The 14,826-nt window shown below is 65.8% G+C and carries 16 protein-coding genes; 1 reads left to right on the top strand and 15 read right to left on the bottom strand.

Annotation, left to right across the window (positions count from 1 at the left end; translation table 11 throughout):
• Positions 1–20: 20 nt before the first annotated feature.
• From catA to ACM26W_RS01540, 3 genes are all read right to left on the bottom strand, one after another.
• Positions 21–995, bottom strand: a complete 975-nt coding sequence (catA, locus tag ACM26W_RS01550; RefSeq protein ID WP_416139127.1) for a catechol 1,2-dioxygenase — start codon at positions 993–995, stop codon at positions 21–23.
• Positions 996–1,062: 67 nt separating this feature from the next.
• Positions 1,063–1,353 (bottom strand): muconolactone Delta-isomerase, encoded by a 291-nt coding sequence (gene catC, locus ACM26W_RS01545; protein WP_416139126.1) that lies wholly within the window; start codon positions 1,351–1,353, stop codon positions 1,063–1,065.
• Positions 1,354–1,409: 56 nt separating this feature from the next.
• On the bottom strand, positions 1,410–2,528 hold the full coding sequence (locus ACM26W_RS01540) for a muconate/chloromuconate family cycloisomerase (RefSeq protein ID WP_416139125.1): 1,119 nt from the start codon (positions 2,526–2,528) through the stop codon (positions 1,410–1,412).
• Between the two features lie 101 nt (positions 2,529–2,629).
• Between ACM26W_RS01540 and ACM26W_RS01535 the strand changes: the two genes are divergently transcribed.
• A complete protein-coding gene (locus ACM26W_RS01535) occupies positions 2,630–3,514 on the top strand; it encodes a LysR family transcriptional regulator (RefSeq protein WP_416140791.1) in 885 nt (294 codons plus the stop codon).
• Positions 3,515–3,679: 165 nt separating this feature from the next.
• On the opposite strand, the gene ACM26W_RS01530 is transcribed toward ACM26W_RS01535, so the two are convergent.
• The 12 genes from ACM26W_RS01530 to traD form a co-directional block, all read right to left on the bottom strand.
• On the bottom strand, positions 3,680–6,574 hold the full coding sequence (locus ACM26W_RS01530) for a conjugative transfer ATPase (RefSeq protein ID WP_416139124.1): 2,895 nt from the start codon (positions 6,572–6,574) through the stop codon (positions 3,680–3,682).
• Positions 6,574–6,990: a TIGR03751 family conjugal transfer lipoprotein gene (locus ACM26W_RS01525; protein WP_416139123.1), complete on the bottom strand. Its 417-nt coding sequence runs from the start codon at positions 6,988–6,990 to the stop codon at positions 6,574–6,576. The genes ACM26W_RS01530 and ACM26W_RS01525 overlap by 1 nt, the downstream gene beginning before the upstream one ends.
• 61 nt (positions 6,991–7,051) lie before the next feature.
• The gene (locus ACM26W_RS01520) at positions 7,052–8,497 is read right to left on the bottom strand and encodes a TIGR03752 family integrating conjugative element protein (RefSeq protein WP_416139122.1); all 1,446 of its coding nucleotides are present in this window, start codon (positions 8,495–8,497) and stop codon (positions 7,052–7,054) included.
• Positions 8,494–9,393 (bottom strand): TIGR03749 family integrating conjugative element protein, encoded by a 900-nt coding sequence (locus tag ACM26W_RS01515; RefSeq protein WP_416139121.1) that lies wholly within the window; start codon positions 9,391–9,393, stop codon positions 8,494–8,496. Before ACM26W_RS01515 ends, ACM26W_RS01520 begins: the two co-directional genes overlap by 4 nt.
• Positions 9,390–10,037, bottom strand: a complete 648-nt coding sequence (locus tag ACM26W_RS01510) for a PFL_4703 family integrating conjugative element protein (protein ID WP_416139120.1) — start codon at positions 10,035–10,037, stop codon at positions 9,390–9,392. The genes ACM26W_RS01515 and ACM26W_RS01510 overlap by 4 nt, the downstream gene beginning before the upstream one ends.
• Positions 10,034–10,417, bottom strand: coding sequence for a TIGR03750 family conjugal transfer protein (locus ACM26W_RS01505; RefSeq protein WP_416139119.1), 384 nt, complete (start codon positions 10,415–10,417; stop codon positions 10,034–10,036). Before ACM26W_RS01505 ends, ACM26W_RS01510 begins: the two co-directional genes overlap by 4 nt.
• Positions 10,417–10,779, bottom strand: a complete 363-nt coding sequence (locus tag ACM26W_RS01500) for a TIGR03745 family integrating conjugative element membrane protein (protein ID WP_416139118.1) — start codon at positions 10,777–10,779, stop codon at positions 10,417–10,419. The genes ACM26W_RS01505 and ACM26W_RS01500 overlap by 1 nt, the downstream gene beginning before the upstream one ends.
• Before the next feature lie 43 nt (positions 10,780–10,822).
• The gene (locus tag ACM26W_RS01495) at positions 10,823–11,038 is read right to left on the bottom strand and encodes a TIGR03758 family integrating conjugative element protein (protein ID WP_416139116.1); all 216 of its coding nucleotides are present in this window, start codon (positions 11,036–11,038) and stop codon (positions 10,823–10,825) included.
• Positions 11,038–11,391 (bottom strand): RAQPRD family integrative conjugative element protein, encoded by a 354-nt coding sequence (locus ACM26W_RS01490; RefSeq protein WP_416139115.1) that lies wholly within the window; start codon positions 11,389–11,391, stop codon positions 11,038–11,040. The genes ACM26W_RS01495 and ACM26W_RS01490 overlap by 1 nt, the downstream gene beginning before the upstream one ends.
• A gap of 181 nt (positions 11,392–11,572) precedes the next feature.
• Entirely contained in the window at positions 11,573–12,265 is a 693-nt protein-coding gene (locus ACM26W_RS01485) for a TIGR03747 family integrating conjugative element membrane protein (protein WP_416139114.1), read from the bottom strand.
• Between the two features lies 1 nt (position 12,266).
• Positions 12,267–12,557 (bottom strand): hypothetical protein, encoded by a 291-nt coding sequence (locus ACM26W_RS01480; RefSeq protein ID WP_416139113.1) that lies wholly within the window; start codon positions 12,555–12,557, stop codon positions 12,267–12,269.
• On the bottom strand, positions 12,526–14,820 hold the full coding sequence (gene traD / locus ACM26W_RS01475; protein WP_416139112.1) for a type IV conjugative transfer system coupling protein TraD: 2,295 nt from the start codon (positions 14,818–14,820) through the stop codon (positions 12,526–12,528). Before traD ends, ACM26W_RS01480 begins: the two co-directional genes overlap by 32 nt.
• Positions 14,821–14,826: the final 6 nt, after the last annotated feature.

The following is a 14,826-nucleotide window of genomic DNA, read 5'->3' as shown; positions in this document are numbered from 1 at the left end:
CATTTTTAATATATGACTTCTTATACCTTAGCGGTGCCGGCCAGCTGGCTGTGCTGGTCCTGCTCGTCTTCCTTGGCCCGCGGACGGGCGTGGCGGTGCTGCAGCTCGGCCACGTCGGTCTTGGCCAACTCGATGTCGAACACCACTTCGGAGAAGGGGCCGTCCAGCTCGCGCTTGGCGATCTCGTCTTGATCCTCGATGCGGTTGGCCGGTACCACCAGCTCCTCGCGGGTCGCGAAGGCGAAGTCGTCGAAGGTGTAGGGGTCGCCGGCCAGGTTGATCTGGGTGGTCAGGTGCTGGTGATCCGGCGCGGAGATGAAGTAGTGGATGTGCGCCGGGCGCTCGCCGTGACGGCCCAGGGACTTCAGCACCACGTCGGTCGGGGCGCCTTCGGGCACGCCGTAACCGGAGGGGATGATGCTGCGCGCGGTGTAGCGCCCGTCGCTGTCCGCATAGATGGTGCGGCGCATGTTGTACTCGCTCTGGGTCGGGTCGAAGAACGAGTAGCAGCCCTTGGAGTTGCAGTGCCAGATCTCGACCTTGGCGCCGGCGATCGGGGTGCCGTCGACGTCACGCACCTGGCCGGTCAGCCACATCACCTCGGCCTCGGGGTCGCTGCCGTCGTCCATGCGCGCGAAGCCCTCGGCTTCCGGGGCGCCGGCCACGTAGAGCGGGCCCTCGATGGTGCGCGGGGTGCCGCCGGTGCGCTTGGCCTCGGCGTCCGCCGCATCCTGGCGCATGTCCAGGTAGTGGTCGAAGCCCAGGCCCGGCGAGAGCAGGCCGAACTGGGTCTGGCTGCCCAGGGCGTTGAGCAGGCTGACGGTGGACCAGTACTCTTCCTCGGTGACGTCGAAGTCGTCGATCAGCTTGAACAGGTCGGAGAGCAGGCGGTGCATGATCTGCTTGCTGCGCTCGTTGCCGCCTTCCTGGTCGAAGCCGGCGACGGTCTTCAGGAAATCCTGCACGTCAGGGGTATCGAATATCTTCACGGTCATGTGGGTATCCTCTTGGATTCTCTTTTTTTCCCGTCAGTGACGGGCGCTGGCGTGGTTCATCCGCGACTCAGGAGTCGTCCTCGCGGATGGAGGACGGGTGGCGACACAGCGGCTTGACGCTGATCTCCATGTAGGGGAAGAGGGGCAGGTTGCTGACCAGCTCCTGCAGCTCGGCGTTGTCCTCGACGTCGAAGATGCTGACGTTCGAATAACTGCCGGCCACGCGCCACAGGTGGCGCCACTTGCCGGAGCGCTGCAGGTCCTGGGAGTAGGCCTTCTCGGTCGCCTTGATCTCGGCGGCCTGCTCGGCCGGCATCGACGGCGGCAGTTTGACGGTCATTTCCACCTGAAACAGCATGGCTCTATCCTCCAGTTGTCGTATCGTTTTCTTGCCGGGGCCTGACATGCGCCCTCTTACTTGCGCGCGTAGTGCGCCAGCTTGTCTTCATCCAGGGTGATGCCGAGGCCGGGACCTGCCGGCAGCTCGACGCCGAACTCTTGGTAGTTCAGCGGTTGGACGACGATGTCATCTTTGAGCAGCAGCGGGCCGAACATCTCGGTGCCCCAGGCCATCTCGGGCAGGGTCGCCCAGGCGTGCAGGGAGGCGGCGGTGCCGATGGTGCCCTCCAGCAGGGTGCCGCCGTAGAGGCCAACACCCGCGGCCTGGGCCACGTGGGCCAGTTCCAGCACGCCCTTCAGGCCGCCGGACTTGGCGATCTTGAGGGCGAAGGCGCCGCTGAAGCCGCCGCGCACCAGGTCGAGGCCATCGCGCGCATCCTGCACCGCCTCGTCGGCCAGCATCGGCACGTTGAAGCGGTTGGCCAGGCGGATCAGGCCGGCATGCTCGCGGGCGGGAATGGCCTGCTCGATCAGCTCGATGCCGGCATCCTGCAGGGCCTGGATGCCATAGACGGCGGTGGACTCGTCCCAGGCCTGGTTGACGTCGACACGCACGCTGGCACGATCGCCCAGGGCCTCCTTGATGGCGGCCACGTGGCGCACGTCATGCTTCACCGGGTTGGCACCGATCTTCAGCTTGAAGTCACAGTGGCGACGCTGCTCGAGGCGCAGCTTCGCCTCCTCGATATCCTTGCCGGTATCGCCGCTGGCCAGGGTCCAGAGCACCGGCAGGTGGGTCTGGCGGGAGCCGCCCAGCAGCTCGGCCACGCTGAGCCCCAGGCGTTTGCCCTGGGCGTCGAGCAGCGCGGTCTCCAGCGCCGACTTGGCGATCATGTTGCCGCGGGCGTGGCGATTGAGCAGCCCACGCAGGGCGTTGACGTTGCCGGAGGGCTGGCCGATCAGCAGCGGCGCCAGGTAGGCGTCGATATTGCACTTGATGCTCTCGGGGCTCTCGGGGCCATAGGCCAGGCCACCGATGGTGGTACCCTCCCCCAGGCCTTCGATGCCATCGCTGTGACGCATGCGCACGATGACCATGGTCTGGCAGGCCATGGTGGTCATGGAGAGCTTGTGGGGACGGATGGTCGGCAGGTCGACCAGCAGCGTCTCGACGGACTGGATAGTGGCGGTCACGGCAGCATCCGGTTCGGATATGTAAGAGTTCAGTGACAGTCTTGTTGCGCCGTAACTTACAAACCAATATTGTTTTCTCACACTACCATACCCTGGGAGGTATGATGGACCTGCACGAACTGCGTACCTTCTGTGTGGTAGCCGAGGAGCTGAACATGACTCGTGCGGCTCATCGGCTACATATGACACAACCGCCTCTATCTAGAAAAATCAAGAGCTTGGAGGAGGATCTTGGCTCGCGCCTGTTCGTTCGAAGTCCCCGAGGTTTGGCCCTGACACCAACAGGCCAGTTCCTCTATGAGCAAGCACGACAGCTACTGGATAAGGTGGAAAACACTGCAGCCACTATCCGGCGAATGGAACGACATCAACGACCACTACTCGGCATAGGCTTCGTCCCCTCGGTGTTCTATGACCAGCTGCCGCTGCTGGTCCGAGAGCTACGACAAAAGGATGAGACGGAACTGAACCTGATTGAAATGACCACAGTGCAGCAGATTCAGGCCCTCAAGGCAGGACGCATCGACATTGGCTTCGGCCGTCTAAGGATAGACGATCCCGATATTGAGCAAATAAGGCTATTTGATGAGCCACTGCTAGCAGCCTTACCCACCGGCCATTCTTTGGAGGGCACCAACCCCACCCTCGAGGAGCTAGCCTGCAACCCATTGATACTCTTCCCTGCTCGACCACGCCCCAGCTTTGCAGACTTAATACAAGGCTTCTTCCATCGGCGCAGCATCAAGACGCAAGTAGTTCAAGAAACTAATGAATTGCAGACAGCATTAGGCCTAGTGGCCTCAGGACTGGGCATTACTCTTGTTCCCGAACAAGTCATGAATGTCCAGAGAAGTGGCATTTCCTATGCCCGACTGGCCGACGACAGTATATGCACACAGGTCATTTTCAGTCGACGAAAGGCTGAGCCACACACACCTTTAATGAAAGAAATAAATACCATCATGACAAAGCACCATCAAAAATAATCGAAGCCTCTTAATGATTTCTCAAAATCACACCAACCACCGAAAAATCATCTCGCGATCGCCTTTTAACAACCACGCATCGCAAAGAACTCGAAGGGTTTAATCGCCACTCGCGACATTGAATCTAAGATACAAATTGTCATGCGCACTTTCCACTTCCTGAATTTAAGATATCCCCCGTTTTTGATCGAGAATTTCAGCAATTTTGATAGTTGCCTCGAGCTCCGAGCAGCCCTGCTCGCGCATCACCCGCATGCGCTCGGCCTTCTCCTCGCCCTCGGTGCCGGCCAAGGCCAGATAGAGACTCGGTGGCACCACCCGAAACAGCGCCTCCAGGCGCCCTGACAGCACGACGCCTTCAGTATATTTCTTCGAGACCTTGGTGGCGGAGGCCATCAGCTTGCGCTGGGTGGCGGTGAGCTCCTTGAAGCGGCTGACCTGCTCGATCTCGTCCGGCGGCATGTAGAGGCACAGCCAGAACTCGATCATGTTGAGCAGCTTGCGGGCCGCGTCCGGGAAGTCCTCGAGGTTCTGGGTCGCCATCCAGATCCAGTGGGAGAGCTTGCGCCCCATCTTGCCCACCTTGACCAGGTAGGGGCTGAGCAGCGGGTTGACGGTGAGCAGGTGGCACTCGTCGATGACCTGCAAGATGGGCCGCCCGCTGTACTGGTCGCGCTCGGCCAGGTTGGTGATCATATTGGTCACGCTGATCACTGCCAGGGCGAGCTGGGCCTCGTAGCCCTCCCGTGCGAAGTGGGCTAGGTCGATGATGGTGACGTCGCACTCAGGCCAGGCGGTGCCGGGGCGGTTGAACACCTCGCCGTCGAAGCCGTCGCAGAACAGCCCCATGGCCTCGCCCATGTCGTAGGCGCGGCGCTGCCTCTCCTCGGGGATCTCTGTGTCACGTGAAATTGCATAGAGCGCCTCGCGCACGTCCTGGGTCATGCACTCGCGGCCCTCTTCCCGGCAGCGCTCTGCTGCCCGGTAGATGGCATCGCGCACCATACGCCGGTCGGCGCGGCGAAATTCTCGCTCCTCCTTCGGGTCGCCGCCGGTGATCATCAGGCGGGCGGTGATCTCCATCTCGCCCAGCAGGTCGCGCTCCTCATCGGGCTGCTCCTCCTCTTCCTCGAGCCGCGCTTCCTCGAAGGGGTTGGCGTCCTCAACGTCACGGGCCAGGCGCCGCTCCTCCACCTCGTTCTCCAGCAGCCGCGTGGCCGCCCTGAACGGTGGCAGCCTGGCCCCGCAGCCCGGAGATAGCTTGACCTGGTTGACGCTCATCCCCTTGCGCTCGAAATACTGGCCCAGCAGCCCGAAGCTGTTGCCCACCTCGATGATGAAGAGCCGCGGGCGGTGCATGGCCATGACCTGGCTCAGCACGCCGTTCAGGGTGGCCGACTTGCCGGCCCCGGTGGGGCCGAACACCAGCATGTGGGCGTTGGCCGAGCGGTCCTCGAGGTTCAGCGGGTCGAAGCTGAAGGTCTCACCGCCGCGGTTGAAGAAGGTCATGCCGGGGTGGCCGGTCCCGCGGCCGCGCCCGAACACCGGTGCCAGGTTGGCCAGGTGGTGGACGTAATTGAACTGGGTGTACCAGCGGTTCTTGCGGTCCTGCTCCGGGTCGAAGTTCATCGGCAGCCAGCGCAGGTAGGTATTCAGGCCGGCGACCTCGTCCTCCGGGTCCACCGGCGAGAGGTTCACCTGCAGCAGCTGAGTCGCCAGCGCCATACTGCGCTGCTGGAGATCCTGTTCATCCTCGCCCATCAGGAAGAAGGCCAGGGTGCTCTGGTAGAGCTTGTGGTTCTGGCCCAGGTAGCGGCGGGCGGTCTCGCAGTCTTCGCGGACCTGGCGGGCCAGCACGCTGTCCCCCACCGCCTTGCTGTGCAGGCGGTTGATATGGTCCTCCAGGGGCTCCTGGGGCGTGGCCACGATGCTCAGCACCGCCTCGGTGCTCTCGGGCAGCTTGTCCATCAGGGCGTTGCTCGCCTGGCCGTCGGAGCGACGCACCTCGCCGGTGAGATGGCCGACCACCGGCGCTCGGCGCATCTCCTCCACCACCACGCAGCACTGGGGCCGCCCATCGAACCACCAGAGTCCGGTCTCCACATCGCCCCGGGGCGAGTTGAAGAGCATCCCTTCGGCCAGGTCGTAGTTCCAGGCCATCTCATCGGCGTCCTCGGGGTAGTCGCACAGGGCGTAGAAGCGGGCCGGGTCATCGGGAGCCAACCGCGGCCGCGGGTTGAAGCGCGGCAGCAGCCAGCGGTGAAAGGCACGCCCGTCATAGCGCTCCAGGCGCAGCCCCGCGCCGTGCAGCGCGGCGGCCAGCCTATCGTAGACCTGATTGGCCGCCTGCTCGGGGGAGAGCCCCCGCTGACGTTCCCCCGCCTGACGTTTCTTGCCCAGCCAGCGGTAGAGCACCAGGCGCGTGCGGCGAGTCTGGCCCCGCCAGCGTGTCTGGGTCACGCCGTCATCCTGGAACAGCCCGCCCGGTTTGGAGATCGCCTTGAGATGGGCGGCCATACTCGCCAGCCAATCCTGGGTGAACTCGGTCTCCCGGGCCCGGGGCCGCACATAGTCGCGCATGCGCTCCAGATCCGGCCGGGCGTCGACCTCATCCTTGACGAAGAGCTGCACCACCCAGGGGTGCTGCTCATACTCGGGCAGGCTGTCCTGAAAGGCGGCCTCGATCTGGTCCCGAATCGCCTCCAGGGACTCCGGGGCGCGGCCCTCGGTGGCGATGGGGAAGACCTCGGCCACCACCCCCACCGAGACCCCGTCTTCCAGCAGAAAGCAGCCCGACTCGGACAGGTACTCCACCCAGGGCAGGTAGTTGCTGAACGAGGGTGCACGGCGGAAGTGCGAGCGCAGCTCGGCCACGGACGGTGCCTTGCCGCGAGGCAGGGCCAGCGGCCGGCCGTGAACGTCGCTGTTGAGCGCGGCCAGCGCCCCAGGCTCGGCCTTATCTCGGCCTGAAATCACGGACTCCTGCGTCAGGCCCGAATCACTGTCGCCGGCCGGAGCGCTGCCGAATAGCCGGTTCATCAGGTCGTCGAACTTGGACATCAGCGCACCCTCCTCTCGTCCACCTGTCCCTGCCGGTCCGCGGTTGGGCGGGCGCTCTCCCCGGGCATGGCGTACTGGGTGCGCTGGTACAGCGGGAACACCGTCGAGTAGCCGGGTACCGGCACCTGCTCCGACCCGGCCAGGTGCGGAAACACGTACATCACCAGATCCGGGTTGGGCAGGCGACGGAACTGGCTGTAGATCTCATTGCTGGCGTCGCGGCTGTAGCGCAGCTGCTCGTTGACCAGCTCCGGGCTCTCCAGGGGCCGGCGCAGCTCACTGCGCACGTCCAGCAGGCGGCGCTCGCCGGTACTGTGGCCGGCCTGGTGCTGCCAGATCTCCATCATGGTGGTATCGCCCACCGGCATCAGCTCTTCCTGGGAGGTAGCGCAGCCCGCCACCAGCAGGAAGATCATCAGGGCCGCCAGCGGCCTGGCGGCGCTTATTGCAGTACTTCTCGCAGCGCTATTTCCGACACTACGGCAGGTCGAGGACATCCGAGCCCGTGCGGTCATATCGCACCCTCCTTCCTTGTGTCTCGTAGTCGATGGGCAGTTCGCGCTCGATATGGATAGCCACCGGCTGGCCGGGCGGGACGTAAACGGCATCGAAGGTCTGGCCGAAGCGCTCCTGTACCCACTGGCGGACATCTGAGACGCCGCCGGCCATGGCTTGGCTGGCCGCATAGCGGCCGGAGCTGCCGGTGAGGCCGCTGACCACGCCCCCGCTGTCGACGCTGGTTGTGACCTCGCCCATGGCGACGGCATTGGCGCTCTGCTCGGCGGCGCCCAGGATGAAGCTGGTCAGCAGGAACTGCTGGGCATTGGTCTTGCGATCACCCGGGATGCAGGGCAGCCCCCGCGGGTCGGAGAGCCAGCCGATGGTGGTGCGGCTCGAGGCATCACCGGAGTTGACGTCATCCGGAGCCGGCAGGGTGCGCACGGTGCCGTCTTCGAAGACGAAGGTCATCGAGTTAACCTGGCCGCGCACGCAGGAGAGCGTCCAGTCGCCGGTGGCGGTACCGCTGACGATGGCGCTCTCCACCTCCGGCAGGGTGATGCCGTTGGCGGTGAGGTTCTCGCGGCCGATCACCACCTTGAACGGATAGGGGTCATTGACGGTGCCGTCGATCGGCACTCGGCCCAGCAGCGCCGTCATGGCCACCGAGCCCATCAGGGTGGAGTTCTCAGGCAGGGTGTAGACGGGCTCTACGCTGGATTCGTCGGGGCGCCCGGTCACCCGGCTCTCCACCGCGCTTGAAGCACGCCTGGCCGCCTCGCCCAGCTCACCGGCGGCCTCGCCGAAGCGGGTCGGGAAGGTGGTCTCGCCGCGCCCGCGCTCATCCTCCTGGGCGTCCAGAGGCTCGACCCAGGTCAGTGCATGCTCCGAGCCCGGCCCCGAGTAGGCCGTCCCATTGGGACCGCCGCCGCTCTCCAGCCCCAGGCCGATGGGCAGGTCATCGTCGCGCTGCCCGTCCACCTGGCGACGCAGCTGGTCCAGTTGCCGCTGCAGGGTGCCCAGCATGGAGCTGTCCGGCTGGGACTGGTCGATCTCCTGACGCAGCCGTTCAAGCTCCCGACGCAGCGCCTCATCGATGGCACCGTCGACATCCTGGTTACGGGTCATCAGCCGCTCGTTCTGGTCGCGCAGCGCCTGAGTTTCCGCCTGGGCCTGCTCCAGGTCGCGACGCATGGCCTGCACGTGGCCCACCAGGGTGGCGACGGTGTCCCGCGGGGTATCTCCCTCAATGCCAAGCGCTTGCAGCTCATCATCGGTCAGGCTCAGGGTCGGGTCAGTTTCGGCGCTTTCGGCCTCCGTGCCGGCATCGCCGTCGCCGCTGAGGCCGCGCACCACGATCAGCAGCACGATCACCAGCAGCCCCGGGACCAGCACCTTCAGCAGAGTATTGCTACGCAGGGTCATGAGGCGCCCTCCTCGGCGTTAGCCGTCCCCTCCAGCGGGATCAGTGCCCTGTCCAGGCCGCCGCGCCGGGTAACCAGAAAGACCGTAGTGGTGTCCTCCACGGAGCCCCGCGGTGCCAGGTAGGGGTGCATGAAAGTCGCGGAGTAGAAGTCTCCCTGCAGCCAGCGCGGATCCAGCTCGAAGGCACGCTGGCTATCATTGTTCTCCAACTTCACCGCGGTGACCGTCCAGCCATCGAGCCGCCAGGCGCCCAGAGGCGTGGCGGTCACCGGCAGCGACGGCAGCAGGGTGCTCAGGGACTCGGGGAGGCGCATAGGAACACGGGAAGCCCCGCGGAGGGGCTCGATGGTCCGCTGCGGCGCATAGAGCGACTGGGCCGCATGCCGGGTCAACAGCACGGGCACCGGCGCAGACGTCATCCGCTCGGACTCACTTCGGGTCGCTTGAGCCGACGATGGCGAGGCCTGCGGTGCCGGCGCCCCGCTCCTGCCGGAGGACGAGTCCGAGGAAGAGCGGGAAGAGCGCGCCCTGGCCGGCGACGCCTCGCGGCTATCCACCACCAGAACCTCCTCACTGCTGCCCCCCTCTCGGGCCGAGAGGTCCAGCAGCAACACATCACCGCTCTCCACGTCCTGTACCCGCACGCGCTGGGTCTCGAAGGGATCGAAGGCCTTCAGGTAGAGCACGCCTCCAGCGCTCTGGACGCGCAGCACCTCGGGATTGGCCAGGGCCGGCGGCAGGCCCACTCGCACGTTGCGGTCCAGGGTGACGATGCGCTCCTCATCCACCGGCAGCGGGATATCCAGGGGGCGGCGCTCCCAGTGCATGATCTCCACCGCCAGAGCCTCACCGGCCAGCACCGCGCTCGCCAGGCAGGCCAGTATCAGGCGCTTCATAGCAGGTCTCCTTCATCCTCGCGGCCGGGCACCGCCAGCCGCTGCGGGGTGCCCTCGAAGCAGTCCACCTGCAGGCCCCAGGGGTTGCGCTGCGGGTCCACGTCTGCCCGCACCACCCGCAGCGGATAGCGGATGAACAGGTCACGCACCGGCGTGCCGGCGTACTGCTCGTCGATGGCCATATCCAGGGTCACCACCCAGGCGTCACGGCTCAGCACCTCGACGGCGCTGGAGCGATATCCGCGCCCGGGGATCTCGTAGATGCCGCGCACGCGCCCGGAGAGCTCCTGACGGCGGTTGCGGGTCTCGTAGTCGTTGTCCAGGGAGCGCTGACAGGAGGGGGTGAGGAAGGCGGAGTAGGCCTCCAGGTTGCGCCGATAGTCGCTCTGGCCGTCAGCGGGCCAGCGGTTGATCTGCTGCCAGACGTAGAACCCGAAGGCGTAGACGCTGGAGGGATCGACCTCCCACCAGGCGCGGGTGCTGCCGGAGCGCAGGTCGGGCGGGTTGTGGATGGTCAGGTTCTCCGGGGCCGACTTCCAACCCCACCACAGGCCGGCACACAGCAGGGCCAGCACCAGGATGATGAAGCGCAGGGTGGTGATATGGGCATCCCGGGCGCTCAGGGCGTGACGAAAGCGACTCATGGCCGACCTCCGGGCTGGTAGCGCATCCGCCGCCGGGAGAAGGGGCCGGAGCTGGTGATCAGGGCGTCGGCGCCCCACAGGCGGATGCCCTGCCGGGCGAGACGGAACTGCAGGCTGCGGTAGAGCCAGGCGGCGGGACGGCCCCGCCGCATCCGTCGCATGACGGACCCGCCGAAATAGAGCGCCATGCCGGCACAGGAAAAGGCCACGGTGGGCACCATGGCGATGGCCCCCAGCAGCCAGGCGCCGATCGCACCCGGCAGCAGGCCCGCGGCCAAGCCGCCCAGGGCCATCATCCCAACCTCATGCCCGGTCATGCCCCGAAACACCACCGGCGCGGCGTTCAGGCGGGTCGGCAGAAAGTCGAGACGGTTTGCCATCAGAGGATCTCCGCCGCCTTGGTGGCCAGCCAGATGATGGCGATGATCAGCACCACCCCGACGACCACCACGACGCCGAACTTCGACCACTCACCGCGCACCCGCGCCTCGTTGAAGGTGGCGATGGCCGCGATGGCGACCATCAGGAACGCCACCGTGGCCAGGATCAGGCCCCCCAGGGCGCCGAAGTCGAACAGGTAGTTCTGCAAGGTGGTAAGCAGGCCATCCCCCTCCCCCCGCGACGGCGCCTCCATGGTGGGCAGCCCCTGGGCCATGGCGTGAACCGGAACCAAGCTTGCCGCAGCTATTGCGGCGAGGCCTCGGGTACGGGCACGAGAGAAGAACGAGCGCACGGTAGTCATAACGAGCTCCTTGTTGACTGACGAAGGTGCGAGGCCGGCGGCCTCAGAGGAAAATCCAGAACATCACCACGACCAGGAAGACGGCGCGCAGGGCAGCAAACCCGAAGTCGTCACCGCTGACGCGCCCCTTGGCGTAGCCTCGGTAGGAGGAGATGGCGCTCCAGCTCGCCCAGAGCAGCACCACGGTGCAGCCCAACCCGGCAATCAGGATGCCCAGGGGCGGGGCCTCGAAGCCGGCACCGGCGGCGAAGGCCTCCATCAGCGCAGCTCCCGAAGGTAGTCGCCGGCCAGCGGTGCCGGCTGGCGAGGCGGTAAGCGAGGGGGCGCGAGCACGTCATCGATGCCCTCGGCCACCGCCTCGATATCGCGACGCAGGCGCGGCACGTCCAGAAAGACGCGGGTGGTGTGGGGATCGAATTCGCCGACGCGGTTCTCGAGTCGATCCACGATGCGCTGGATCTGTGCCAGCTGGTCCTGAATCAGGGCCAGGTCCTGACGGGCGATTTCATCGCGTACGCCGTCGCGTTCAGCGGCGTGCGCGGTGCCTAACTGGGCGGTCAGCAGCGTCAGGAGCAGAGGCGTCAAGGCGCGCGGCAAGTGGCGAAGCGTCATGGCAAGACAGTCCATCCGTTGGCTGTGATTGCCGTCATCCTGTCGCCCGCCAGGGTGCAGTGCAGCAGGAAACCATAAGCGCCGCACACGACGTTTATCTGTGCCAGTTCCACTCGGTAGGCATGGAAACGCCGGAGCCCATCCAGGCTCCGGTCGATGGCCATGTCGCTGCGGGCAAGCCTCAGAGGTACTTCTTGAAGGTGCCTGTCGCGATGCTGATCAGCAGGCCAAACAGCGCCGCGCAGGGCAGCAGGAAGGCGTTGGGGTGGAGGGCAAAGGGCACGCTGAGATAGAGCAGCCAGCCCACCACGAAGATCGGCGTGATGGCCCGCTTGGCATGGTGGTAGATGAACGCGGATTCGCGCCCCGCACCGAAGCGGCGCAGGTCGCGGCGCACCAGGCCATCGACGAAGCCGACGAGGGCCGCCAGGGCGAAGAGCGGCGAGGTCAGCAGCAGGATGACCACCCGGGTCAGGGTCATCAGCGTGACGTAGAGCGCCGCCTGCACGTAGACATGCAGGGTGCCGAGCCAGCCGCCGTGATGGGCGCTGGTCTCGAGCCAGGCCGCCACCCCGCTCCTGACGAACAGCCAGTCGTAGGCGCTCGTCACCGCTCGGGTCGCCAGGGCGACCGGGTCCGAGACCAGCAACGAGCGCGTGAAGGTGGTATCCAACCGGGCCACCTCCGCTTCCAGAGTCTCCAGGGCATGCTGGGCCCCGGGCTGGCTCCACCACTGCCAATAAATCCCCGCCCACTCGATCAACACCGACATCAGCAGCGACACCACCAGCACCGCCATGATCTGAAACGGCAGGCCGAACAGCGTGGCCAGCCACCCTCGTCGCGTTTCCTGGGCGCGCTCTGCGGTGGCCATCTCAGTGCACCCTCACCGGCGTCAGCGAGCAGACTAGCGCCCAGCGCCGGTCCTGGTAGTGCAAAATCAGCCGGCCCTCATGGGGCCTCTCACCCTGCTCCCATACCGGCGACAATCCCTTGCGATAGGCACGCTGGGTCAGCTCGACGCGGTCGATACCGATGACCACGTAGTCGAGCAGCCCGAACAGGGCCGGAGGCAGCTCACTCAGGGAGCCGCTCTCCAGGGCGACACTGGAGACGATGGCGGTTGCCGCCATGTCAGTCTTCATGGGCGTTGTCTCGATGTTCATCACGGTTCTCCATCTCTTGAGCCAGCGGCCACTCATCCAGCAGCTGATCCTCTGCCTCCTCTCCCTGCCGGCGCGCTCTGGTCTCTTCCCTGGTAGGCGTCGATGCCCCGGGCTCCGCAGGCTCATACTGCTGAGCCGGGGGTTCACTGCCCCTCACGGCGAGCTCAGGCCCCAGATCGCCCAGCTCCAGGTTCACCGGCGGCGGCATCACCGCGGTCCACCACTGCTCGCCGGTGGTGTAGTCGCGCTTCATGCGCTCGGCCAGCTCGGCGATGCTGCCGGGGATATCCTCGTGCTTGTCGGGTAGCGGCAGCGGCATACGCACCTTCCAGAGCTGGCCGCCCTCGAGCAGGGCGAAGGCCTGGCCCTTGGGCAAAGAGACCACGTCGGCGGGCTCGATCATCGGCACCTGCACGGTGCTAATGCGGTCGCCGCCGGAGCTGGTGAAGTCGATATCGTTGGCGATGTCGCTGGAATCGGAGGCCATGCTGACCAGCATGCGGGTGGCTACGTTGACCTGGCGCAGCTGCCGGGTCAGCAGCTCGGCGGTCTTCTCCTCGCGCACCCGCAGCATGACCAGATTGTTGAAGTTGCCCACCACCTGGCCGGCCTTGGCAGCATTGCCGATGCGCGCCTCGATGTCGGAGAGGGTCTGGGTGTAGGCGGTGACCTGAATACCGGCGCCGCCGCCCTTGTTGATGAGTGGGATAAACTCGTCACCCATCAGCTCGTTGAACTCGTCGCAGTGCATGTTGATCGGCAGCTTGCCCATGCGCTTGCCGTTCACCGCCGGCAGGCCGTCATCGATGCCATGCTTGTAGATATGGCCGGCCACCGAGACCAGGTCGGCGAACATGGAGTTGCCCACCGCCTGGGCCACCTCGAAGTCACTCATGGCGTCCAGGCCCACGTAAACGATGCCGCGCTTCCGGATGATCTGCTGCCAGTCGATGATCGGCCGGGGGTCTTCGATGTCGTTGTAGTCCGGTGAGAGCAGCTCGGCGATGCGCCCGGTGGTCAGCTTCTCCAGCAGCGGCAGGAGCGAGGCCACGATCTTGTCGAAGTAGGTCTTGTCGTAGCGCACGGCGCTGCGCAGCCCCTCGAGCACCGCGTCCACCACATTGATCTGCTGCAGGTACTGCTCGATGGCCACCACCCGCTTGTCGCGGCCCTGAAACTGACGGGGGATGTTCTTGTCGTTGAGCTTGCCCTCGATGGTAGTGATGCGCTCCCAGGCGTACTGGTCATGGCGGGTCAGGGTCTGCTGGGCGTACTCGATCATCAGCCCATCGATGTTCACCACGTCCGAGAGGATCTGCTCATAGGTGGGTCGCTGCCCCAGGGCGTGCCGGGCACGGGCCACGATGTTGACGAAGCGCCAGGCGAACTCACGAAAGGCGGCGCTATTGCCCTCCCCGGAGAGCTGACCGGCGAGCCGGGTGGCCACCTCGGAGATGCGCCCGAAGCGGCCCACGGCGTTGTAGCGGGACGAGATATCCGGCCAGCCCAGGTGGAAGACGTAGAACTCATCGCCGCGACCCGCCCGCTGCGCCTCGGCATACATACGGATCATCAGGTCGGCGTCGCCCTTGGGGTCGAAGGCGATCACCACGTCGCCGCGATGGATGTCCTGAGTGATCAGGATCTCGGCGAGCCGGGTCTTGCCGACCCGAGTGGTGCCCTCCACCAGGGTGTGACCGACCCGCTCGCCCAGGGGCAGGTAGACGTCGCTCTCCTTCCACTCCACGGCGTGCAGTGCTGCCATGCCACCCACCGGCGGCAGCGGGCGCACCGGGTTCCAGGGCACATCCGCGGCGAGCAACTTCACCAGCGGCCGGCCGGCGGCATAACGCTCCAGCCGGTTTTCTAGCCCACGGGCCCAGCGGTAGGCCGGCCCCAGGCGCAGATAGCGCTGTACGTGGGGCTGCTGGCTCTCATGCAGCCGCTGGGTGTGGCGCGCCTCCCACTTGAAGCCCTTGCCCATCCACAGCAGCCGCTGGCTAACCGGAATCTGCCGGCTGCGTAATGCGAACCGCGGCAGACGCTTCATATTGCGGCGATAACGCAGCACCACCCAGGCCTGCCGGGCACGCCACAAGCCAAAGGCGGCAAAGCCTGCAGCCATGCCGAATCCCACGCTCGGCGACAGAGCCAGCGACCAGGGTGCCATGATGCAGAGCACCGCGCAGGCGAAGCAGACCAGCGCGGTATTGAGCTCCACCGCCGGGCGCAGCAGCGCCTCCAGGGGGTGCGTCTGGTTCATCGCTCG

The sequence above is a fragment of the Halomonas sp. HK25 genome, assembly GCF_047795635.1.
GTDB lineage: Bacteria > Pseudomonadota > Gammaproteobacteria > Pseudomonadales > Halomonadaceae > Halomonas.
The sequence above is the reverse complement of the archived record's forward strand: the minus strand, read 5'-3'. Positions and strand labels throughout refer to the sequence as shown.